Raw genomic sequence first — 21,447 nt, forward strand, 5'->3', positions numbered from 1 at the left:
GCGGTGCGGCGGGTGGGGCGGCGGGGCGACCGCGGGTGCGGCGTCACTCGGGGCCCGCCGAGCGCCGTGCGACCGCCAGCAGGAGGGCGGCCCCGACGCATGTCGTCAGCGCGCCCGTCGGTACGGACAGCCGGTCCATGTCCAGCGCCCCGGCCAGCGCGCGCGACAGCCATTGGGCGCCCGCGTCGGCTCCCGTCACGACCGCCGCGCCCAGCAGCGCCGCGCCGGGCAGGGCGCGGCGCAGGTCCGCGCCGAAGACGGCGAACGCCAGGTGGGGGACGAGGAGTCCGACGAAGCCGAGCGCGCCGACGGCGGAGACCGCGCCCGCGGTGAGTGCGACGGCGCAGCCGAGTGCCGTCGCGCGGGCCCGGCCGGTGGCCAGGCCCGCCGCGGCGGCCTGTTCGTCGCCGCAGCGCAGCAGTGTCAGCGGCCCGGCCATGATCCAGGCGGCGATCGCCCACGCCGACGCCCACGGCCACAGCAGGACCCAGTGCTCCCACACGCGGCCCTCGGTGGAGCCCACCAGCCACTGGACGACGCTGCCGAGTTCCCCGGGAGCGACGAGCAGGACCATCGCCGTGAGCCCGCTGAGGACCGCCGAGACGAGGACTCCGTGGACGGCCGTCCGCGCCGGGTCGGACTTCTCGCGGCCGGTCAGCAGCCACAGCAGCCCGGCGCCCGCGAATCCGCCGATGCAGGCCGCGACGACCACGGCCGCCGGTGAGCGCCACCCCGCGAGCCCGAGGCCCGTCGCGGTCACGGCGCCGAGCACCGCGCCGGGGGTGACGCCGGTGACCTCCGGGCCGGCGAGCGGGTTGCGCAGGGCGGACTGCAGGACCATGCCCGCGAGTCCGAGGCTGGCGCCCGCGACCAGCGCCACAAGGGTCCTGGGCAGCCGGAGCCGGAGCACGATGTGACGTGCCGCCGGGTCACCGTCGCCGCCGAGCACCTGCCACACGTCCCTGGCGTCCAGCGACCGCCCGGCCACCAGGTCGGCGCAGCCCACGGCGACGACGAGCAGGGAGGCCAGGACGAGCGGCCACCGCCGTGCGGTGAGGGGTGCGAGTGCGCTCATGTCAGGGCCGCCCTTCTCTTCATGAGGGCGACCCCGGCCGGCACGCCGAGGAGCGCCGTCCAGGCGCCCACGGGTGTCTCGACGGGTGCCAGCGCGAGCCGTGCGGGGAGGTCCGCGCAGGCGACGACCAGGGCGCCGCACACCGCCGACCAGGGCAGCCAGCGCACCGCGTCGCCCCGCGGGTCGAGCCGCCGGGCCAGGTGGGGTGCGAGGAAGCCGACCCAGGCGACGGGCCCGCAGACGGCGACGACCGGCGCGATCAGCACGACGGCGATGGCGAGGGCGGCGAACCTGGCCCGCCGCACCCTGACGCCGAGCGCCAGGGCGTCGTCGTCGCCGAGCCGCAGCACGGACAGCACCGGCGCGCACAGCACCAGAGCGGGCACGGCGGCGGCGAGCCACGGCCAGAGCCCGGTGACGTCCTGCCAGGTGCGCGCGGACAGACTGCCCAGCAGATAGCGGTAGATGAGCTGGAGGTCGAGCTGGTCGGCCAGCACCATCAGGACCAGCAGTGCCGCCTGCAGCGCCGCGGCGACCGCGGCGCCGGTGAGCAGGACGGCCGAGGGGCTGCGCCCGAATCCGGCGGCGAACAGGGTGAGTACGCCCCCGACCGCGGCTCCGCCGACGGCGAGCAGCGGCTGTACGGCCAGCGGCACCGAGAGGGCGAGGACGAGGGGCGCGGCGACGCCCAGCGCCGCGCCGGAGGAGACGCCGAGCATCTCGGGCACGGCGAGCGGATTGCGCAGCGCCTCCTGGAGGACCAGGCCGGCAGCGCCCAGGCAGGCTCCGGCGACGAGCGCCAGGACGAGCCGGGGCACCCGCAGTTCGGTGACGACGAGGCCGGCGAGCCCGTCGCCGCCGAGGGCGGCGGGCAGTTCGAGCGGCGGTACGTACGGCGTGCCGAGGGACAGCGCGCACAGCACCGCCGCCGTCAGCAGTCCGCCGGCGGCGGCGATCCGGCGCTTCACCGCAGCTTGGCCGTGGCCTCGTCGAGGACGATGCTCAGGGACCGGGTGCCGCGCCCCTTGGCCCACACCTCGGGATCGACCTCGTACACCTCGCCGTTCTTGACGGCGGGGATCTGCGACCAGAGCGGGTTCTTGGCGAGCCGGTCGGACAGCTTGCCCTCTGACGGTCCGCCGAAGGAGAGCGTCTCGACGAAGAGGACGTCGACGTCGCGCGCCAGGATCTCCTCCATGCTGTAGGAGCCTTCGATGCCACGGCTCTTCCACGGGTAGTGGGAGATGCCGGGGAACAGTCCGGCGGCGACGTCGGTGCCGGGGGTGGCGACGCCGAAGTTCTCGTCGCTCCCGAAGATGATCAGCGAGGTGCGCTCGCTCTTCGCGGTCCGCGCGTCCGCGAGCTTCTGCCGGAAGGCGAGTTCGGCCTTCTCGCCCTGCTCCGTACGCCCGGTCAGAGCGGCCAGGTCGCGCAGGTACCCGACGCTGTCCTCCCAGGCGCGGGGCTGCACGGGCCAGAAGACGGTGGCGCCCTTCAGCGCGGGGGCCAGTTTGCCGTGGGTGTCCTCGAGACCGATGACGAGGTCCGGCTCGTGCGACAGGATCGCCTCCGCCTCGGGGCTGATGAATCCGCCGGGTACGACGGGGATCCCTGCGGCCTTCTTCTCGCCGAGGAACTCCTTCCGGGCGAGCAGCTGTGAGTTGGTGGCCACGGGCTGCATGCCGAGCTCGGCGAGCATGTCGTCGCAGAGGGCCACGAGGCAGACGACCCGCTCGGGCGGGGCGGGTGTCGTGACGGTGACACCCGCGGCGTCGGTGATCTTCCGTGCCGGGGTGATGGGTTCGGCGCGTACGTCGACCGCCGGCCCGGTGCTGTCCGGCTTGTCCCCGGCCTCTCCGACGGGTGCCCCGCAGCCGGCCAGCAGGGTTCCCAGGACAGCGGCGGCTGCCCATCGGCGGACGGTCCTCATCGCTCTGCGCGGCATCGCATCTCTTTCGTCTCGGTCGGCCGGGTGGGTGACTCGGCATCATTTCTACATGATAATCATTGCCAACAACACCGTCCGACCGCGGCCCTCCGCGACCGCCGCCCCCTGGAGACCGCCGTGTCCGTGAGCCCTGCCCCCACCTCTCCGCGCCTGCTCGTCGCCGACCAGGTCGCGGGCGCGATATACGTGTTGAGCCTCCCGGACGGACGGGAGACCGGCCGTGTCGAAGGGCGCCACCTCGCCGAGCACGCCGGTTTCCTCGCGCTGCCCGGCGGCCGGACCGCGTTCGTGGACGACCTCGCGGGCGAGCTCGTCGTCCTCGACCCGTACGGCCCGGAGGCGGGCAGGCCGCTGACGGCGGCGACCGTCCCGGTGGCCGTCCCCGCCGAGCACATCGCCGCCGATCCGACCGGGCGGCTGCTCGCCGTCACCACCGGACTCGGCCGCAACTGGGAGGCGTGGAGCGACCTGCTGACAGCGGTGGACCTCGGTGCACCGGGGGGACCGCGTTCGGTGCGGGTCCGCACCCGTGCGGGCGAGCCCGGCGTCACCGTCCTCGGCGGCACCGCCGCGAAGGACGCGCTCGTCGTCCTGCGCCACCGCGAGCCGGGCTCACTCACCGCCTATCGGCACGCCGACCTGATGAGCGCCGCACCGGCGTGCCCGCCCGCCGTGCCCGCGGCCGAACTGCCGCTCGCCGACGACGACGGGCACGGCGACGCCCACGACCCCCTCTCAGGGCGGCTGTTCGCGGCCACCGGCTCCGGGGTCCGGCGCGCCCGCCGCGACGGCGGCGCCCTGGTGGCGGAGGAGCCGCTGCCTTGGGCCGGCGAAGGGCGGGGCTACTACCTGCGTCTCGATCCGGCGCGCCGGACGCTCTGGTCATGCGTACGGGGCGGACCCGCCGACCCGGGCCGCTGGCCGGAGTGGACCAACGACGCCTGGTGGCACTCGCTGGAGCACGGCACCACCGGGCGCCTTCCGCTCGGCCCTGGGCTGGTCTTCCGTCTCGCCGTTTCCGCGCGCCGCGCCGCGTTCGCCCGGGTGCACCCCGACGGCGACGAACTCGTCCTCGTCGCGACGGACTCGGACTCCCCCGCCGTCGCCGCCCGGCTGCCGCTGCCCACGATGGACGGCGCACCCCGGCCCGGCGGCACGCCGTGGGACGGTGTGCAGCGCCGTGCGATCGCCGCGTCACCCGGATCATCGCTCGTCGCCGTCACCCGTGGGGGTCATGGAGAGATCCACTTGGTTGACGCCGACGCGGCCCCTGGCGCATCCCCCCTGGTGACGACCCTGAAGGTGCCCACACCGCTCAACGACGGGGGCCATCTCGCCCTGGTCTCCCCCGGCGACGGCGCCCATGGCGACCCGGTCGGCCGCTGAAAGATTGTGAATTGATTCACCTGAACCCTTGGCCAGGCGTGCGGATCCGTGCTGAGATGCCGTCTGACTCAACAGCTCGATGGCGTGCTCGGGGAGGGCAAGTGGCGCATACCGCCATGTCTGGTTCCGGAACCACAGCAGGTGACGATCCCCTCCAGACCGCGGTATGGCGGCTGCGTTCGCGCGGCTGTTGGACCGATGCGGCGGCGCTGCTCGCGCCCCGTGCCGCGGACCCCGCGGCGGCGTTGGAGCGGGCCGGACTGCTCGTCGAGCGCTGCCTGTTCACATGCGAGGGCTGGGCGGAGGCGGAGGACGCGCTGCGCACGGCGGAAGCCGTCGCCCGCGACGACGAGGAACGCGGCGGTGCCGCGAGCGAGCGCGGCCGGCTGGCCTACGCGGCGACCCGCCTCGGCGTACGGGACCGGGCCGACGAGGCCCGCTCCGCGCTCGGCAGGGCGACCGCGCTGCTCTCCCCCGCCTCGCCGAGACGCCCGCTGCTCGACTTCCGGCGCGGCCTGGTGTCCGAGCACATCGCGGACGCGCCGCAGGCGGCACTCGCCGCCTACCAGCGGGCCCACGCCGGCGCGAAGGCGCAGAACGACCCGCTGCTGCTGTCGTTCACCTGGCAGCAGCAGGCCGGACTCGCCCTCCGGGAGGGCGAGTTGGTGCAGGCGAGACACGGCTTCTCCGAGTGCCTGCGCATCCGGGAGGACCTCGGTTATCTGATCGGCACCGCGCCCGCGCTCGCCGGGCTCGCGGACTGCGAGCCGGAGCCGGAGGCGAGCCGCCTGCGTTCCGAGGCGCGCAGGCTGTTCCGGCTGCTGGGCGGCGTGCCGGTGTGGCTGGGCGCGCAGTTGTCGCCCGTGGTGCCTCCGCAGCCGTCCGTGGCCGAGCACGAGCCTGCGGGCCAGTGAGGACCCGCCGCAGGGAAGGCGACGTCCCCGAGCCGCGCAGCCGGTGGGACGAGATCACGACCGGCCTGTGGGTCGGCGGTCACGTCTGGGCGGGCACCGCCGGCCGGCACCAGGACGTCGTGGTCGCCGACGAGTTCGATGTGGTGATCAGCCTCTACACCCGCGAGGGCCACGGTCCCGCCGAGGGCGTGGAGCATCATGTCGTCCCCATCCCCGACGACTGGCTGACCGCCGACGAGATCGACCGCGTGCGCCGGGTGGCGCTGACGGCCGCCGACGCCGTCCGGGCGGGACGCCGGGTGCTGGTGCGCTGCTACTCCGGCTACAACCGCGCCGGCCTGGTGGCCGCCCAGACCCTCATCGAACTGGGGCATGACGCGGAGGGCGCCATCGACCGGGTCAGGCTGCGGCGTTCGCCGTGGGCGCTGCACAACGCGGCGTTCGAGCAGTACCTGCTCACCGGGCTGGACATCGCCTCACTGCTGTCCGGACTGGAGCCACCGCCCGCGAGTTGATCACGTCATCCAGGCGAGGACCCGCTGCGGATTCATGGCGAGCAGCACGAGGACGACCACGACGCCCGCCCAGACGAATCCGCGCGCCCTGCGGCGCGGCTTCGCCGTCTGCGGCCTGCCGGGCCACTCCCGCCACCCGTCCGGCCTGGCCTCCACCGGCTTCCCCCGGCGCGCCCAGCGCCGCAGCCGGCCCTGTCGCCGGGCGGCCTCTTCGTCGGCGCGCCGCAGCCGTTCGGTGACCATCCGCGCCCTGGCGGACGGTTCTTTGGGCGCGGCCAGCCGCGCGGGCCCCTCGCTCTCGAGCTGGAATCTCGCCCACTCCTCGTCGGATATGGACGACTCCGGCACCTCCGGAGATTCCGCGGTCATGTCGGCCCCCACCTGTCGGACAACTCGAACGGACACCCTAATGCAGCCCGGCCGGGGCCCTGTTGGGGAGGCGGGTGCCCGTTCGGCCGCGTCAGCGGGGCCGGAGACGGACCAGGGTCTCTTCCGTGCCGACGCACAGGGCTCCGTCGGGTGTGACGGCGACGGCCCGGATCGCCGGACCCGGGCGGAAGGTGAGCACGTCGCGCCTCCCCGGGCGGTGCAGTTCCGCCAGGCCGTCCGCCCAGGCGACCGCGAGGGCCTGCCCGTCGGTCGTCGGTCCCGTGTGCAGGGCGACGACGGGCGAAGGCCGCTGTGACACGGTCGAGCCGTGCCCGCCGCCCGCGGGCGACCAGGCGCGGACCGCTCCGTCCGCGCCCCCGGTCCGTACGGCGAGGGACGGTGCCGCGGTGGCGGCAAGAGCGGTGACACGGCCGGAGTGCAGGGCCGCCTGGTGGAGGCCGTCCGAGCCGAAGGCGTGCACCGAGCCCATCCGGTCGCCGACCAGCACGATGTCCGCCGCCGCCGCGAGGGCCGTGCCCGGGTGACGGGCGAGGGTTGCGGCGACTGCCTTCGTCAGCGCGGTCCCGGCGCCGCCGTGCCGGTGGAGCCGGCCGCGTTCGTCCAGGAGCAGGACCGTGTCCTCCCCCAGCACGGCGGCGGCCTTGACCCGGGTGGCCGTCGACTGCTGTCGGACACCGTCGGGAAGGACGCGCACCCCACCGCCCGGATCGGCCACGACCAGCGCGCCGCCCGGCAGGACGGCCAGGGCGGCGACCTTGCAGGGCCGGACCCACTCCACCTGCCAGGGCGCGGCCGCGGCGGACCGGGCCAGTGCCTGCCGTACCCGCGGCTCCGCGTCCGCCGGCAGAGCGGTCTGCAGCACCAGGGCGCGCAGGGCCGGGTCCTGGTCGCGGATCAGTGACTGACCGGCCCGCAGCCAGGCACCGCGCAGGCCGCCGCACTCGTCATCGGCCGACTCGTAGGCGGCGGTCACCTGTACGGGGTCGGCCGCGCAGACCGCTGCCGCGTCGGCCGTGTCCACGGGTCCGTCGTCGCCGGGCTTCCTGACGGGGGCCTGATCGTCAGGAGCTTCCACGATCACCCGTACGTGACCGAACTCCCGCAGCACGTCGGCCAGTTCCGCCACCTCGGCGGGATCGTGTCCCGCGCCGCCGAGCCGCACCGTGCGGGGCGGACCCGCCAGCAGCGCGGACAGCAGTTCGGCGGGGGTGCCCGCCACGACGCCCAGCTGGTTCGCCACCGCCCACACCGTGCCGCGCACGTCGTCGTCCCCTCGGGTCCCGGGGCGCGCTCAGATGTCCGAGCCCGCGAAGTGCTCCCGCACCAGCGCCTGGACCACCGTGAGGTCCTGGGCCGCCAGCGCGTCCAGCAACGCCGTGTGTTCCGCCGCGTCCGCGACCAGGTCCGCGCGGCGGGTGGTGGGCGCGCCGCTGAGCGGCCACTGGGAACGCCGGTGGAGATCGTCCGCCACCGTCAGCAGTTGCTCGTTGCCCGCGAGCGCGAGGACCGCCCGGTGGAAGGCGCGGTCCGTCTCCGCGTAGCTCGCCCGGTCGCCGGTCGCGGCCGCGGCGGCCGTCGCCTCCGCCAGCGGGCGCAGCGCGATCCAGCGGTCGGCCGGGACCGTGCGGGCCAGCCGCAGCATCACCGGGACCTCGATCAGCGCGCGGACCTCCGCCAGCTCGGCCAGTTCGCGTGCGGTGCGCCGGGCGACGCGGAAGCCGCGGTTCGGCACCACCTCGACGGCGCCCTCCATGACCAGCTGCTGCATCGCCTCGCGGACCGGAGTCGCCGACACGCCGTAGCGCTCGCCGAGGACCGGCGCCGAGTAGACCTCGCCGGGGACGAGGTCGCCGTCGACCAGGGCCGTACGCAGGGCGTCGAGGATCTGACCGCGCACCGAGTGACGCTGCACGGGACGGGGAGCCGGGGGCTCGCTGTGGGTGTGCTCGCCGCGGACCTGCTCCTGGGCGGCCCCCGGGCCGCCCTGCGCGGGCACGCGGACGGAGGCGTACGACTGCGGAACGGCGAGGTCACGCGCTCTGGCCTGCTCCACTCGGGTCCTCCTCCGGCAGTCCGCCCGGCCCGGCTCGCGGATGCGGGGCCCTGAATGCACGATAGGCGGCCGGGGCCGCAGTTCAAACATCGAGATCATCGGGTAAGGTAAGGCTTACCTGCTAACGATCGCGATTCGGTGGTCCCCAGCATGACCGTTCCTGCACTGATGCCCGGCCTCACCTCCCCCGTGACGGACGCTTACGCGCGTCTCGCCGAGGTCTTTCCCGGGCTGCGCGTGAAGGAGCTGACGGACGAGGGACGAGCGCCCGACGGCGCCGGCTGGGTCCGGGCGGCCGACCTGGCGGCCGGCGGCGCTCCGCTCGACGCCTTCCTCGCCTGGGACAACGCCCAGGTGCTCCGGGACTACGGACAGCAGGCCCGTCCCGACGTCGTCGCCAGCTTCGGTCTGCACCGCTACGCCTGGCCCGCCTGCCTCCTGGTCACCGTCCCCTGGTTCCTGGTGCGACGGGTGCCGCGGGTCCCGGTCGAGGACGTCGCCTTCCAGCGTGCGCTGGGTCACATGACGGTACGGATCCGGGAGTTCGCCTGCCTGCCGGACGACCCCGCCGCACAGCTGCCCGGCGCCCGCGTCGTACCGGACGAGGAGGCGCTGCGCGAGGAGGTCCGCGCGGCCGTCGCCGAGCACATCGGGCCGGTCCTCGACGGCTTCGGAGCCCGGATGCGCCGCGGCAAGCGGGCCCTGTGGGGGATGGCGACCGACGAGATCGTCGAGGGCCTGTGGTACGTCGCCCACCTCCTCGGCGAGGAGCAGCGCGCGGTGGCGGAGCTCGAGCAGCTGCTGCCGGGCACGACCAAGCCGTACGTGGGCACCGCCGGGTTCCGTGAGCTGACGGGTCCGAACGGCGAAGCGCTGCCGACCCGCGACAGGGCCAGCTGCTGCCTGTTCTACACGCTGCGGCCGGAGGACACCTGTGTCACCTGCCCGCGGACCTGCGACGCCGACCGGGTCGCCCGCCTTCAACAGACCGCGTGATTCCACGCCACCTTTTCGAGTGGCATGAATTCGAACGCAACTCCCGTTGTTCACGCGCCAGTTCGAGCAGATCGCACCTATTCGCGTACGTGACGGCCCCGTTGGCGTTCTCTTGCTCGGAAAGCCCCTGGGTGTCCCCCGCGTTCGGCAATATGGCGGCCGAAACGCCCTACCGCGATGCAAGGGACACCGCACATGAGACTGACCGACATATCGCTGGACTGGCTGCTTCCGGGCGCCGTGATGATCCTGGGAGTCCTGGCGGCGGTGGCGGTGCTCGCGCGCGGCAAGCGCGCCGGTGACAAGGCCGCGGCCGATGACTCGTGGGAGCGCAGCGAGGAGCGCCGCAGGCGCAAGGAGGCCGTCTACGGAACCGCCTCCTACGTACTCCTGTTCTGCTGCGCCGCCGTCGCGGCGGCACTCTCCTTCCACGGCCTGGTGGGCTTCGGCCGGCAGAACCTGAACCTGACCGGCGGCTGGGAGTACCTGGTGCCGTTCGGCCTCGACGGGGCGGCCATGTTCTGCTCCGTCCTCGCCGTGCGGGAGGCCAGCCATGGTGACGCCGCCCTCGGCTCCCGGCTCCTGGTGTGGACGTTCGCGGGCGCGGCGGCCTGGTTCAACTGGGTGCACGCGCCCAGGGGACTCGACCACGCGGGCGCACCGCAGTTCTTCGCGGGCATGTCGCTGTCCGCCGCGGTCCTGTTCGACCGGGCGTTGAAGCAGACCCGCCGCGCGGCACTGCGCGAGCAGGGGCTGGTGCCCCGGCCGCTGCCGCAGATCCGGATCGTACGGTGGCTGCGGGCGCCCAGGGAGACCTTCGCGGCCTGGTCGCTGATGCTCCTCGAGGGCGTACGGACCCTGGACGAGGCGGTCGACGAGGTGCGCGAGGACCGGCGGCAGAAGCAGCAGAACCGGATGCGCCGACGCGACCGGGAGAAGCTGGAGCGTGCCCAGATCCGGGCCCTCAACCGGCAGCACCGCAGCTGGGGGCTGGGCCGTGCGGTCCGAGGGACGCAACTGCCCGCCCTCGGACCGGCCACGGGCGGCTCCCAGCAGCCGGGGAACTCGTCCTCGTCCGTCGTGGAGCCTGTCATAGCGGAGCCCGGACAACTGCCCGTGCGCGCCCGGCCGTCGCTCCAGGCCTTCAAACCGGAACCGGTCACGGTCGACCTCACCGCCGAGGACGACACCCAGGCCCTGCCACGTCTCGACTCCCTGGAACGCAAACTCAAGGATCTGGAGCAGCAGTTCGGCTGACGCGGAGCCGGCCGCCGGAGCGGCCGCGCCGGACCTGGCCAGGCGTACGGTCAGGGTCTGCAACGGGAAGCCGCCGGTCAGCGGCCTCTGGTCCAGGGGCCGCTGGTCAGGCCGCCCCCGCGTGCAGCTCGAACCAGATCACCTTGCCCACTCCTTGGGCCGTGCGCACGCCCCACGCGTCGGCCAGGCGCTCCACCAGGACCAGCCCCCTGCCGCCCGTACCGAGGTCGGCGGTCGGTACGTCCCGTACGGGCAGTCCTGCCATGAAGTCCTGGACCTCCACATGGAGTCGCGAGTCCTCGACGGTGGCCGTCACCACCGCTCCCTGGTCGGTGTGTATCAATGCGTTGGTCACCAGCTCGCTGGCGAGCAGCTCGGCCACGTCTGCCGCGTCCGCCGTGCCGTCCTCCGCCCGCTCCGGCCACTTGCCCAGCAGGTCGCGTAACGCGTGCCGCACTTCGGGCACGGCCGTGAGATCGCCGTTGCCGAGTCTGCGATGCAGCCGGCCCCGGACCGCGCCCCCGTGACGTCCAGTCATCTTCCCCCACCCACATCGGAACGAACTATGGCTTCGTAGCGTCACCGGATGCATGCCCCGCCCTGGGGACACCACTCATGCCGATTTCGTCAGTTCCCGGGCCGCACGCCGAGGTGTGGGGCCGCGTACCGCGGCACGGGCGGGTCGCCCCGAGGCGTTCACCTGCCCGGTGAGCGGCACGGACGCGCGCCCGCCGGGCCCTCCGCGGACGACCACATGCCGATGGCCGGATACGCGCGCTCCACCGGTTCTCGTCCCGGCGACCGGCGGCGCTGGACGGGCGCTTGTCCCTGGCTCGCCCGCCATCGGCGGCCTTGCGTGGTCAGGGTCTCGGCACGTTCCGCAGGTTCGAGCGGGCCATCTGCACCATCCGGCCCACCCCGCCGTCCAGCACGATCTTGCTGGCCGAAAGCGCGAAACCGGTCACCATCTCGGCGCTGATCTTCGGCGGAATGGACAGGGCGTTGGGGTCGGTGACGATGTCGACCAGCGCCGGGCCCTTGTGCTTGAAGGCGTCCTTGAGCGCACCCGCGAGCTGCTTGGGCTTCTCCACCCGTACCCCGTAGGCCCCGGCGGCGCGGGAGACCGCCGCGAAGTCCGGGTTGCGGTAGGCCGTGCCGAAGGAGGGCAGGCCCGCGACCAGCATCTCCAACTCCACCATCGACAGCGAGGAGTTGTTGAACAGCACGATCTTCACCGGCAGGTCGTACTGGACCAGGGTGAGGAAGTCGCCCATCAGCATGGTGAACCCGCCGTCGCCCGACATGGAGACGACCTGCCGGTCACGGTCGACGAACTGGGCGCCGATGGCCTGCGGCAAGGCGTTCGCCATCGAGCCGTGGCTGAAAGAACCGATGATGCGGCGGCGGCCGTTGGGTGAGATGTAACGGGCGGCCCATACGTTGCACATGCCGGTGTCCACGGTGAACACGGCGTCGTCGTCGGCCAGTTCGTCGAGGACGGCGGCGACGTACTCGGGATGGACGGGGACGTGCTTGTCGACCTTGCGGGTGTAGGCCTTGACCACCCCCTCCAGGGCGTCGGCGTGCTTCTTCAGCATTTTGTCCAGGAACCGGCGGTTCGTCTTGGCCCGCACCTTCGGGGTGAGACAGCGCAGGGTCTCGCGCACGTCGCCCCACACGGCGAGGTCCAGCTTGGAACGACGGCCGAGATGCTCCGGTCTGACGTCGACCTGTGCGATCTTGACGTCGTCCGGGAGGAAGGCGTTGTAGGGGAAGTCCGTGCCGAGCAGGAGGAGCAGATCGCACTCGTGGGTGGCCTCGTAGGCGGCGCCGTAGCCGAGCAGGCCGCTCATGCCCACGTCGTAGGGATTGTCGTACTGGATCCACTCCTTGCCGCGGAGCGCATGACCGACGGGCGACTTGATGCGCTCCGCGAACTGCATGACCTCGGCATGCGCGCCGGCCGTGCCGCTGCCGCAGAAGAGCGTGACGCGCTCGGCGTCGTCGATCATCCGCGCCAGCTTGTCGATCTCCGCGTCGCCGGGGCGGGCGGTGGGGCGGGTCGTGACCAGGGCGTGCTCGATCGACTTCTCGGGCGCCGGACGGTCCGCGATGTCGCCCGGCAGCGACACCACGCTCACCCCGCCGCGGCCGACGGCGTGCTGGATCGCCGTCTGGAGCAGCCGGGGCATCTGCTGGGGGCTGGAGATCAGCTCGCTGTAGTGGCTGCACTCGCGGAACAGCTGGTCGGGATGGGTCTCCTGGAAGTAGCCGAGGCCGATCTCGCTGGAGGGGATGTGCGAGGCGAGAGCGAGGACGGGCGCCATGGAGCGGTGCGCGTCGTACAGGCCGTTGATGAGGTGCAGGTTGCCGGGCCCGCAGGAGCCGGCACAGGCGGCCAGCTTTCCGGTGATCTGGGCCTCCGCGCCGGCCGCGAACGCCGCGACCTCCTCGTGCCTGACCTGGACCCAGTCGATGCCCGCGGTGCGGCGGACGGCGTCGACGACGGGGTTGAGGCTGTCGCCGACGACGCCGTAGAGCCGCTGGACTCCGGCGCGGACGAGGATGTCGACGAACTGCTCCGCCACGTTCTTCCTGGCCATGGGGTGCGCGCCCTTTCTCGGTGGAGGTCCTGGACGTCCGCGGGACGTCCGCCCGGGCCTCTCCCGTACGTCGAGGCCCGTCGCTCCATCAACCCATGGCCGGGCCGGTCGCGCCCGTGCGGTTACGCCTGCGCGGTCATGCCTCCCACACCGCGACGGCCGTCCGGTCGTCGGCGTAGCCCTTCACCCTGAGCTGTGTATCGGCGAGGAACTGCGCCATCCCGGGCGGCTTTGTGCCGTGCCAGCGCTCGGCGAGCTCCTTCGCGAGCGCCGCCTCGCCGCGCACCGGGGCCGCGAGGCCCGGGCTGCAGAGCAGCAGCGTGTCACCCGGGCGGGCCACGGACGCACGGAAGCGGAACGGCTCGGCCACCGGGGGCGGCGGGGCCTCGATGTACGGCGCCGGACCCGTGGGGATCCCGAGGTCCATGGTGAGCCGGTCACCGCCGGGCGTGGCCTCCGGCACGGCGGACCCGAACCCGACGACGGGTGCGCCGGTGACGTCGGCCCGGTCGGGGACGGGCGGCTCGAGATCCTGCCAGACGCCGTCACGCAGCCGGAACAGTCCCCCGCCGCCGACGCCGAAGAAGACGCGGGTGCGGCAGGCGGGGTCGGCGGAGAGCAGCAGACACCGCAGCCCCGCCGTGTACGTCTCCGGCTCCACACCGAGCTCGGCGGCGCGGGCGCGGAGCCTGCCGAGGCTGCGGTCGGTGAGCCGGTGCAGTCCCGACTTGAGGTCCCCGCGCCGGCCGGCCCTTATGTCCTCGGCCAGCCGGGCGTGACTGCGGCCGACGGCACGGCCGATCCACCGGCAGGCGTCGGCGGCGGCGAGATGCGCGGTGTCCGAACCACGGATCCCACCGGCCACGGCGACGAGCACCAGCGCGGCGGGCCCGGAGCCGAACCGGGCGGTGAGCAGGGCGTCGCGGCGCGGCTCACCACGGAAGCGCGCGGAGTCGCCCCGTACGGAGGCGGCCCGCAGCGTGTACGTGCCGTAGCTGGCGCCGTCGAGCACCGTGTCGGCGACGAGCTGATCCAGGGCGTCCGTCTCGGCGGCGGGCAGCGCGCTCGGCTCCGGGTCGTAGGTGGGCGGCCCGTCGCCGACGACGCCGCCGCGCGGCGCTTGCGCGGGTACGACCGCCCGCGGCACCGGCGCCGGGGACCCGGGTGCGTCGTGCCCGCCGGGGGCCGGGCTGCGTGGCGGCGCCCCGTCGCGGGCTCCGCCCTCCCGGAAGGGCGGGCTGCCGGGGGCTGGGGTAGCGGACGCGGGACCGGCCGGTCCCGGCGGACCTTCACGCGGATCGCTCCCGGCGGCCGACTGCGCCCGCCCTGGCCCGTCCGGCCGCGGCGGCGGGCCCCCCACGGGGCGGTCCCCTGCAGCGGAACCTGACGCCGCCGGCGAACTGCCACTACTGGCCGACTGCCCTGGCCCGTCCGGCTGCGGCAGCGCGCCGACGCCCATGCCTCCCGCGTGGGGCGGCGGGCCCCCCGCGGGTCGGTCCCCGGCAGCGGCCGCAGTCACACCGTCACGCGGCCGGCCACCCACGGCCGACTGTGCCGGCCCCGCCCCGTCCGGTCGGGGCGGCGCGTCGGCGCCTCCCATGCCGGACGGCGGGCTGTTCACGGGCGGGGGTTGGACCGGCGGTGCGGCGGCCGACCGGCGCGGGTCTTCACCGGCCGGCGCGGCACCGGATCCGGTGTACGCCGCGGCTGCGCCGGGGCCGGGTGGTCGCGTCGCCGGGGCGGGCGGCGCGGTTGCCACGCGGGGCGGCTCGTCGGGGACAGGCGGCATGGAACCGCCGTCCGTGGCTGCGCCCCCGGGCGAGCCCGTCGCGGGGGCGGGCGGTGCGAGAGCCGCGCCTGGCGGCTCGTCACGCACAGAACCGTCATCGGGGAGCACGTCACCGGGCAGCCGCGTGGCCTCAGCCCAGGGCGCGGGTGCCGAGTCAGGCGGACGATCGGCGGGTAAGCGCGTCGCCGGAGCCGCACCCTGCGACTCGTCCCCGACGCCGGGTCCGCGCGTCGCGGGAGACGGCGGAGCGCCCGCCGGGCGGGCGGGGAGCGAAGGGGCCCGCGCCAGGTCGCCGGTCCCGGGGTCGTCGCCTCGGACGCCCCGCTCCCCCACGCGCCCTGCGGGCGGTGGCGGCGGGCGGTCCCACCACGCGTGCGGACGGGCGGACACCGTGCCCGATGCCGAGTCGAAGCGGTCGTCCAGAGAATCGGCGGACGCGGTCGGACGGCCGGTGTCCGGGGCGGAGTCGTCGTACAGCCGGCTCCACCAGTCGTCCTCGGTGGTAGGCCTGTTGGGCCTCTCCCCCTGCTCACTCATGCCCTTATTGTCGACCGCACTCAGGGCCAGAAAACGGGCATTGACGAAAAGACACCCGGCAAAGGTCCGCCGGGCGGCCCAACCCCCCACGGGAAGGACGCCCGGCGGACCGGTCGTGATCGGCGCTTCTGCGCGTCAGCGCACCGCGTAGGCGTCGACCACGAGCTGGGTGACGGAATTGCCGTGGGCGTCCGTCAGTTCGGTTCTCAGGGTGACCGGCTTGCCGGCTGCGCCCGCGTGGTCCACGGTCGCGTTCCAGGCGCCGTCGCCCTGTCGTCCGGTGGCCGCCTCGGTCCAGGTCTGCCCGCCGTCGTACGAGTACGACAGCTTCGCGCCGGTGAGCGCGCCCGGCCGGTAACCGGCGTGCCCCGTGGCGCTCAGGCCGATCCGCAGGCCGTCGCTCGCGGCGACGGTCTTGAGGCCGTCCTCGGGGAGTTCGTAGTCCGGGAAGAGGAGCGGGATGCCCTGGGAGTACACGTTCTCGTCGAGCTTCGAACGGAACTTCCAGGTCGTCTCCAGACGGGTGGACCGCTTCCAGACCGCGGCCGGCGAGCCGACCTTCATCGTCATCAGGGTCAGTTCGTAGGCGGCGTCGCCGGCGGGGACCTCGTAGACACCGAACGGGTACGGGGTCCGGCCGACCTCCTCGCCGTCGCGGACCAGACGGGTGTTGCCGATGTCGCCGAACGACCCGGCCGCGCCCACGTGTTCGCTGTCGCGCCAGAACGCGGGGGCCACACCGATGAGGTTGCCCTGACGCTCGGCCGCGAGGGCCTGCTCGCCCGTCGCGTCGAGGGGCGCGGCCGGGGCGAGGACGCCGCCGTACCAGCTCTCCTCGCGCCGTTCGCCGGGCTCGTACGCGCGGGCCGGGTCGGACATGTACTCGCCCCAGGGGAAGCTGGAGGAGACGTGGTGCTCCCACCGCGTGTCACCGGGGGTGTAGAACTCGGCGCGCTCGCCGGGCGCCGGCACCAGGTCGACGCCGGAGACGGAGGCGTGGATGCCGCTGGGACTGTGCGCTGCGACGACGTCCCGGTAGTCGGCGGCGACGCCCATCGCGCGGTACGTGGTGTCGTTCCTGGCGAGCTTCGTGTCGCGTACCCGGTAGGTGCGGTCGGAGGCGACGGGGCCGCGCTCGGGGAAGCTCAGGTTGTAGACGTACGGGCTCTTGGCGGTGGCCTTCCAGCGCAGGGAGACCGGGCCGTCGGCCAGCCGTTCGAGCAGGAGTCGCGCCTCCGCGGCCTCGATGCCGATGACCGGGTGCGGGGCGGTGCCGAAGCCGGTGGAGGGCAGGTAGATGCCGGGCGCGTCGCGGTGCACGACGACGGCGAGTGCGCCGGCCGCCTTGGCGTTGCGTGCAGCGGTCGCGGCGCCCGTGCCGCCGTCGGGGACGTGCACGAGGGCGAACTTGCCCTTCACGCCGGCCGCTTCGAGTTCCGCGGGCGTGCCGGTGCCCGCGTCGACGATGTCCGCGGTGCCGGTGCCGTCGAGATTGACCGATCCGACGCTCGCGGCGACGGCACGCAGTCGCGGGCCGCCCTCGACGGTGAGTTCCTCGATCAGCGGGGCGTAGGCGCGCCAGTAGCTGGCGAACTCGAAGTCGCCGTCCTTCGCACGGCCTTGGACGTCGGCGTAGAAGCCGGTGACCGCGCGGCCGCCGCTGATCGTGCCGGAGTGCAGCCAGGTGTCGTCCCAGCTGCGGGCGAAGCCGAGCGTTCCCACGCGGACCTCGGAGCTGCGGTCGGTCTCGATGCTCAGCCGGTGCGCCTTGCGCGCGTCGAGCACGACGGTCGTGTCCTTCGTCAGTTCGATCTCGGGGCGGCCGAGGTAACTGACGGAGCCGTCGCCGGACGTGACGAAGGAGGAGAGGAGGTACGAGCCGGGGCGGAGCCGGTAGACCTGGTCGGCAGCGCCGTCGTTGAAGCGGCGTTCGCCGGTCGCGTCATCGGTTCCGATGACGTCCAGCGATGACGATCCGGCTGCGGGCTCACCCTCGCGGTCGACGAGCTTGACGCGCAGGCTGACCGTTTCCGGCTGCACGTACAGCGAGAACGGCGTGGACACGCTGACACCGTCACCGGTGGCGACGACGCGGCCGGTGACGTCCCCGTACTGGGCGCGTTCGATCCGCGCCGACGGGTCCAGGGTCAAGGGGACCTTGACGGTCGCACCGGCGGGGACGGTCACCGTACGCGCACCGAGCCTGGCGATTCCGGAGCGGACGGGCGAGCCGTCGTTGCCGGTCACTTTCCGCACGGCCAGGTCGAGGCGCACAGGCTTGTCGCCGCTGTTGGTGTAGGGGATCTGGACGGTGGTCCGGTCGCTGTCGTCCTGGGGCCGGTTGAAGGTGCCGCCCTGGACGGCGGGCGCGCCGGTCACGGTCGTGTCGACGGCCGCCTTCACATCGAGCCGGCCACCGCCGGTCTCGCGTACGTCGCCGGGGACGGACGACTCGGCGGAGGACACCAGCGCGGCCTTGATCTGCTGCGCGGTCCAGTCGGGATGGCGCTGCTTGACGACGGCCGCGGCGCCGGCGACGTGCGGGGTGGCCATGGAGGTGCCGGACATCGACCGGTACGCGTAGGGGCCCCGGCCGCCCGCCGCCGCGGCCGAGATGGCGACCCCGGGCGCGGCGATCTCGGGCTTCAGCGTGTGGGAGACGATCGCGGGCCCCCGGCTGGAGAACTGGGCCGTGCTGTCGTCACGGTCGACGGCGCCGACCGTGAGGACGCCGGGCGCGCAGCCGGGCGACGAGACGGTGTTGTGCGACGGGCCCGCGTTGCCGGCGGCGACGACGAACAACGTGCCCTCGGTGCGGGCGAGTTCCTCGGCCGCGGTGCTCATCGGGTCGGTGCAGTCGGTCGGCTGCGCACTGCCGAGGCTCATGGACACGACGTCGGCCTTCTGGTCGACGGCCCACTGCATGCCGGCGATGATCCAGGACTCGGCGCCGTTGCCGTAGTCGTTCAGGACCTTGCCGCTGAGCAGTTCGGCGCCGGGGGCGACGCCCTTGTTCCTGCCGTCGCTCGCGGCGCCGGAGCCGCCGACGGTGGAGAGCGTGTGGGTGCCGTGCCCGTGGTTGTCGCCGGCCGTGTCGGAGTCGGTGAAGTTCTCCGCGGCGGTCACCCGGCCCTTGAGGTCGGGGTGTTCGGCGTCGACGCCGGTGTCGAGCACGGCGACCTTGGTGCCCTTGCCGTCGTATCCGGCGGCCCAGGCCAGGTCGGCCGCGACCTGCTGCGTGGAGCGGTCGAGGGTGGCCTCGACCTTGCGGTCCAGCCACAGCTTCTTCAGCCCGGCGGCCGAGCGGGACCGGGTGTTCGTGACGTCCGCCCAGAAGTCGGCCGCCTGCTTCTTGTCCGCCTTGAGGGCGACTCCGCCGACGGCTTCCAGTACGGGTCCGCGCTTCGCGCCGCGCGGGACGGCCGGGGCGGAGCGGGCCACGTCACCGCCGTAGGTGGCGATCAGCGGCACTGCCGCGGTGTGCGCGTCGTCGTAGCCCTGGCGGACCAGCCCGGTGACGTTGAAGAGCTGCTCGTCGACGGTGCCGGCCGCCAGCGCGGCGACGGCGTCCTCCGGATAGACGTAGAGGTCCTGACCCGAGCGGCGGGTCTGCGTCGTGGCCGTTGTGCCGTCGGGACGCGGCAGCACGGTGGCGGACGGCGCGCCTGAGGCGTCCCGGCCGACGAGGACGCGGTCCCCGGTCACGAGCGTGACCGTGACCGGCCGCTCCCCCTGCCGTGCCGCGGCTTCGCTGCCGGCCGGCGGTCTCTTCTCGGTCGCCTCGCCCTGCGGCCCTGCGGCCGCCGACGGTGCGATCACCGTGACGGCCAGCACGGCGGCTGTTGCCGCCCCCAGTGCCGTACGCGATATCGGGCGCATCGCTCTCCCCATCTGAATCCGGCCACAAAAGGACTCAAAGGCCCCGTTGCCGGAGGCTGTTGGTGCTGCGGTGGCGGCCACATTGGCAGAGCGGCGGCCGATGCGGGGATGATGGCCGCGGCGGGTTCACGCCGTGGCCGATTTCCGCCACGGCGGCCGACAGGCGCATGTCCGGGGAGGGTTTCCGTGCTGGGAGCGATAGGGCTCGACGAAAGACAGGAGTCGGCGTACCGCGCGCTGGTGGCGCTCGGGGCCGCGGAGATCTCCGATCTCGCGCACCGGCTGGCGATGCCGGAGCCGGACACGGAACGGGCCCTGCGCCGGCTGGAGCAGCAGGGGCTGGCCGCGCAGTCGTCCGCGCGCACCGGCCGCTGGGTGGCGGCGCCGCCCGGTGTGGCGCTCGGCGCGCTGCTGACGCAGCAGCGGCACGAACTGGAGCAGGCGGAACTGGCGGCGGCGCTGCTCGCCGAGGAGTACCGGGCAAAGTCCGACGAGCCGGCCGTCCACGACCTGGTCGAGGTGGTGACCGGTGCGAGTGCCGTGGTGCACCGCTTCGGGCAGCTTCAGCTCGGCGCGACGGAGGAGGTCTGCGCGCTGGTCACCGGCAACCCCATCGCCGTCAGCGGCATGGACAACGACGCCGAGGAGAACGCCACGTCCAGGGGCGTGGCGTACCGGGTCGTCGTGGAACGCGAGGTGCTGACGAAGCCCGACGGCATCACCGAGCTGTCGGCGGCCCTGAGCCGTGACGAACAGGTCCGTGTGGTGGACCGGGTGCCGACGAAGCTGGTCATCGCCGACCGCACCCTCGCGATGGTGCCCCTGACCGGCCGCGGCGCGGAGCCCGCCGCGCTCGTCGTCCACGCCAGCGGACTGCTGGAGTCGTTGATGGGCCTCTTCGAGGCGGTCTGGCGTGAGGCGCTCCCCCTGCGGCTGGGGGCGCGCGGGATCGAGGAGGACGTCTTCGGCCCGGACACCACGGACCTGGAGATCCTCTCGCTCCTCCTGGCCGGCATGACCGACGCGAGCGTCGCCAAGCAGCTGGACCTGGGGCTGCGGACCGTCCAGCGCCGGGTCAAGGGGCTGATGGAACTCACGGGCGTGACCACCCGCCTCCAGCTGGGCTGGCACGCCTACGCGAAGGGCTGGGTGGCGCGCGACCTGCATGACCGCCTCTGATCCTGCACGCTTGGCATGTGGGCGTATGGCAGCTCCTCATGGTCGGCGGGGTGATGCTGCTGGGTCTCCTCGGGGTGATCGTCCCGGGTGTCCCGGGGCCGTGGCTGGTGTGGGCCGCCATGCTCTGGTGGTCCCTGCACGTACAGACCGGTCTGGCGTGGTTCCTGCTCGTCGGCGCCACGGCGGTCCTGCTCATCATCCAGGTCATCGTCTGGCTGCTGCCGGGCCGCCGACTACGCGGCCTGGGCATCACCCCCCGGATGGCCGCGTCCGCGGGCCTGGGGGCAGTGGCCGGTTTCTTCCTGCTGCCCGTCATCGGCGCGGTGCCGGGATTCGTGGGCGGCATCTACGGCTCGGAACGCCTCCGGCTGGGCGGCCACGGCCCTGCGATGGCCTCGACCCGCGCGGTGATGCGCGCGGCGGGCACGAGCGTGCTGGTGGAGCTCATGGGGTGCCTGCTGGTGGTGGGGGCGTGGGTGGGAGCGGTACTGGCGGGCGGCTAGCCCCCACCCCGCCCCTTCCCGAAACCGGGGCAAGCCCCGGACCCCACGGGGGCTGACGCCCCCGGTCCCCCTGGGAGGGGGAAGGATTTGGTGGGGGCTGACGCCCCCACACCCCCGGAGCGGCAGCTTCGCGCCGCGAAAGGCCACAACAGCCCGGTACGGGGCATCGGCCCGAGCCGAGGGGCCCGCGCCCTCGGCCCGGTACGGACACCGGCCCGTACCGAAGGGCCCGCCCTCGGCCCGGTACGGACACCGGCCCGTACCGAAGGGCCCGCCCTCGGCCCGGTACGGACACCGGCCCAAGCCGAGGGCCCCGTTCCCGGCCCGCCCCGAGCGGCCACCGCCCCAGGGCCGGACCTCCACCCCGCATGGAGCGACCACCGGCCGCAGCAGGCCGAGGGCACGAACCCTGCGCGACCACGG

17 protein-coding genes are annotated in these 21,447 nt (G+C 73.9%); 7 read left to right on the forward strand and 10 right to left on the reverse strand.

The window, feature by feature from the left end; translation table 11 throughout:
• Positions 1-43: 43 nt before the first annotated feature.
• Genes ACIPJI_RS19965 through ACIPJI_RS19975 form a run of 3 tightly spaced genes read right to left on the reverse strand, consistent with a single transcriptional unit; the run spans position 44 to position 3,020 of the window.
• A complete protein-coding gene (locus ACIPJI_RS19965; protein ID WP_307709024.1) occupies positions 44-1,075 on the reverse strand; it encodes an iron ABC transporter permease in 1,032 nt (343 codons plus the stop codon).
• Entirely contained in the window at positions 1,072-2,043 is a 972-nt protein-coding gene (locus ACIPJI_RS19970) for a FecCD family ABC transporter permease (protein ID WP_402247683.1), read from the reverse strand. Before ACIPJI_RS19970 ends, ACIPJI_RS19965 begins: the two co-directional genes overlap by 4 nt.
• Positions 2,040-3,020, reverse strand: coding sequence for an ABC transporter substrate-binding protein (locus ACIPJI_RS19975; RefSeq protein ID WP_356624877.1), 981 nt, complete (start codon positions 3,018-3,020; stop codon positions 2,040-2,042). Before ACIPJI_RS19975 ends, ACIPJI_RS19970 begins: the two co-directional genes overlap by 4 nt.
• A 120-nt stretch (positions 3,021-3,140) precedes the next feature.
• Between ACIPJI_RS19975 and ACIPJI_RS19980 the strand changes: the two genes are divergently transcribed.
• From ACIPJI_RS19980 to ACIPJI_RS19990, 3 genes are all read left to right on the forward strand, one after another.
• Positions 3,141-4,409 carry a hypothetical protein gene (locus ACIPJI_RS19980; RefSeq protein WP_402247685.1) on the forward strand — a complete coding sequence of 423 codons (1,269 nt, stop codon included), beginning with the start codon at positions 3,141-3,143 and terminating at the stop codon, positions 4,407-4,409.
• A 116-nt stretch (positions 4,410-4,525) separates the two neighbouring features.
• Positions 4,526-5,323: a hypothetical protein gene (locus ACIPJI_RS19985; protein ID WP_402247687.1), complete on the forward strand. Its 798-nt coding sequence runs from the start codon at positions 4,526-4,528 to the stop codon at positions 5,321-5,323.
• Positions 5,320-5,838 carry a protein phosphatase gene (locus ACIPJI_RS19990; protein ID WP_307709019.1) on the forward strand — a complete coding sequence of 173 codons (519 nt, stop codon included), beginning with the start codon at positions 5,320-5,322 and terminating at the stop codon, positions 5,836-5,838. The genes ACIPJI_RS19985 and ACIPJI_RS19990 overlap by 4 nt, the downstream gene beginning before the upstream one ends.
• On the opposite strand, the gene ACIPJI_RS19995 is transcribed toward ACIPJI_RS19990, so the two are convergent.
• From ACIPJI_RS19995 to ACIPJI_RS20005, 3 genes are all read right to left on the reverse strand, one after another.
• Positions 5,839-6,207 carry a hypothetical protein gene (locus tag ACIPJI_RS19995; RefSeq protein WP_307709018.1) on the reverse strand — a complete coding sequence of 123 codons (369 nt, stop codon included), beginning with the start codon at positions 6,205-6,207 and terminating at the stop codon, positions 5,839-5,841.
• A gap of 91 nt (positions 6,208-6,298) precedes the next feature.
• Entirely contained in the window at positions 6,299-7,468 is a 1,170-nt protein-coding gene (locus tag ACIPJI_RS20000; RefSeq protein WP_402247689.1) for a hypothetical protein, read from the reverse strand.
• Positions 7,469-7,519: 51 nt separating this feature from the next.
• Positions 7,520-8,281 (reverse strand): GntR family transcriptional regulator, encoded by a 762-nt coding sequence (locus tag ACIPJI_RS20005; RefSeq protein ID WP_356624872.1) that lies wholly within the window; start codon positions 8,279-8,281, stop codon positions 7,520-7,522.
• Between the two features lie 150 nt (positions 8,282-8,431).
• On the opposite strand from ACIPJI_RS20005, the gene ACIPJI_RS20010 reads away from it, so the two are divergent.
• Together ACIPJI_RS20010 and ACIPJI_RS20015 are read left to right on the forward strand one after the other, a co-directional pair.
• Complete coding sequence (locus ACIPJI_RS20010) at positions 8,432-9,277, forward strand: (2Fe-2S)-binding protein (RefSeq protein ID WP_402247690.1); 846 nt, start codon at positions 8,432-8,434, stop codon at positions 9,275-9,277.
• 195 nt (positions 9,278-9,472) lie between these two features.
• Positions 9,473-10,534 carry a DUF2637 domain-containing protein gene (locus ACIPJI_RS20015; RefSeq protein ID WP_356624869.1) on the forward strand — a complete coding sequence of 354 codons (1,062 nt, stop codon included), beginning with the start codon at positions 9,473-9,475 and terminating at the stop codon, positions 10,532-10,534.
• Positions 10,535-10,640: 106 nt separating this feature from the next.
• Here ACIPJI_RS20015 and ACIPJI_RS20020 read toward each other — a convergent pair whose 3' ends face one another.
• From ACIPJI_RS20020 to ACIPJI_RS20035, 4 genes are all read right to left on the reverse strand, one after another.
• Positions 10,641-11,072: an ATP-binding protein gene (locus ACIPJI_RS20020; protein ID WP_307709013.1), complete on the reverse strand. Its 432-nt coding sequence runs from the start codon at positions 11,070-11,072 to the stop codon at positions 10,641-10,643.
• 322 nt (positions 11,073-11,394) lie between these two features.
• Positions 11,395-13,137 (reverse strand): pyruvate dehydrogenase, encoded by a 1,743-nt coding sequence (locus ACIPJI_RS20025; protein WP_402247692.1) that lies wholly within the window; start codon positions 13,135-13,137, stop codon positions 11,395-11,397.
• 136 nt (positions 13,138-13,273) lie between these two features.
• Complete coding sequence (locus tag ACIPJI_RS20030; RefSeq protein WP_402247694.1) at positions 13,274-14,926, reverse strand: protein phosphatase 2C domain-containing protein; 1,653 nt, start codon at positions 14,924-14,926, stop codon at positions 13,274-13,276.
• A 672-nt stretch (positions 14,927-15,598) separates the two neighbouring features.
• A complete protein-coding gene (locus ACIPJI_RS20035) occupies positions 15,599-19,342 on the reverse strand; it encodes a S8 family peptidase (RefSeq protein WP_402247695.1) in 3,744 nt (1,247 codons plus the stop codon).
• Positions 19,343-19,528: 186 nt separating this feature from the next.
• Here ACIPJI_RS20035 and ACIPJI_RS20040 point away from each other — a divergent pair, with 186 nt between their 5' ends.
• Positions 19,529-20,521, forward strand: coding sequence for a helix-turn-helix domain-containing protein (locus tag ACIPJI_RS20040; RefSeq protein ID WP_402247697.1), 993 nt, complete (start codon positions 19,529-19,531; stop codon positions 20,519-20,521).
• A 17-nt stretch (positions 20,522-20,538) separates the two neighbouring features.
• On the forward strand, positions 20,539-21,024 hold the full coding sequence (locus tag ACIPJI_RS20045) for a DUF456 domain-containing protein (protein ID WP_307709008.1): 486 nt from the start codon (positions 20,539-20,541) through the stop codon (positions 21,022-21,024).
• Positions 21,025-21,447 lie beyond the last annotated feature (423 nt).

The sequence above is a fragment of the Streptomyces sp. NPDC086835 genome (genome assembly GCF_044745705.1).
Taxonomy (GTDB): domain Bacteria; phylum Actinomycetota; class Actinomycetes; order Streptomycetales; family Streptomycetaceae; genus Streptomyces.

What these genes read in the sequence shown, in the direction of transcription:
- ACIPJI_RS19965 (WP_307709024.1), bottom strand. Translation starts at nt 1,075, where the DNA reads ATGAGCGCACTCGCACCCCTCACCGCACGGCGGTGGCCGCTCGTCCTG.
- ACIPJI_RS19975 (WP_356624877.1), bottom strand. Translation starts at nt 3,020, where the DNA reads ATGCCGCGCAGAGCGATGAGGACCGTCCGCCGATGGGCAGCCGCCGCT.
- ACIPJI_RS19985 (WP_402247687.1), top strand. Translation starts at nt 4,526, where the DNA reads ATGTCTGGTTCCGGAACCACAGCAGGTGACGATCCCCTCCAGACCGCG.
- ACIPJI_RS19995 (WP_307709018.1), bottom strand. Translation starts at nt 6,207, where the DNA reads ATGACCGCGGAATCTCCGGAGGTGCCGGAGTCGTCCATATCCGACGAG.
- ACIPJI_RS20010 (WP_402247690.1), top strand. Translation starts at nt 8,432, where the DNA reads ATGACCGTTCCTGCACTGATGCCCGGCCTCACCTCCCCCGTGACGGAC.
- ACIPJI_RS20015 (WP_356624869.1), top strand. Translation starts at nt 9,473, where the DNA reads ATGAGACTGACCGACATATCGCTGGACTGGCTGCTTCCGGGCGCCGTG.
- ACIPJI_RS20020 (WP_307709013.1), bottom strand. Translation starts at nt 11,072, where the DNA reads ATGACTGGACGTCACGGGGGCGCGGTCCGGGGCCGGCTGCATCGCAGA.
- ACIPJI_RS20025 (WP_402247692.1), bottom strand. Translation starts at nt 13,137, where the DNA reads ATGGCCAGGAAGAACGTGGCGGAGCAGTTCGTCGACATCCTCGTCCGC.
- ACIPJI_RS20030 (WP_402247694.1), bottom strand. Translation starts at nt 14,926, where the DNA reads ATGCCGCCTGTCCCCGACGAGCCGCCCCGCGTGGCAACCGCGCCGCCC.
- ACIPJI_RS20035 (WP_402247695.1), bottom strand. Translation starts at nt 19,342, where the DNA reads ATGCGCCCGATATCGCGTACGGCACTGGGGGCGGCAACAGCCGCCGTG.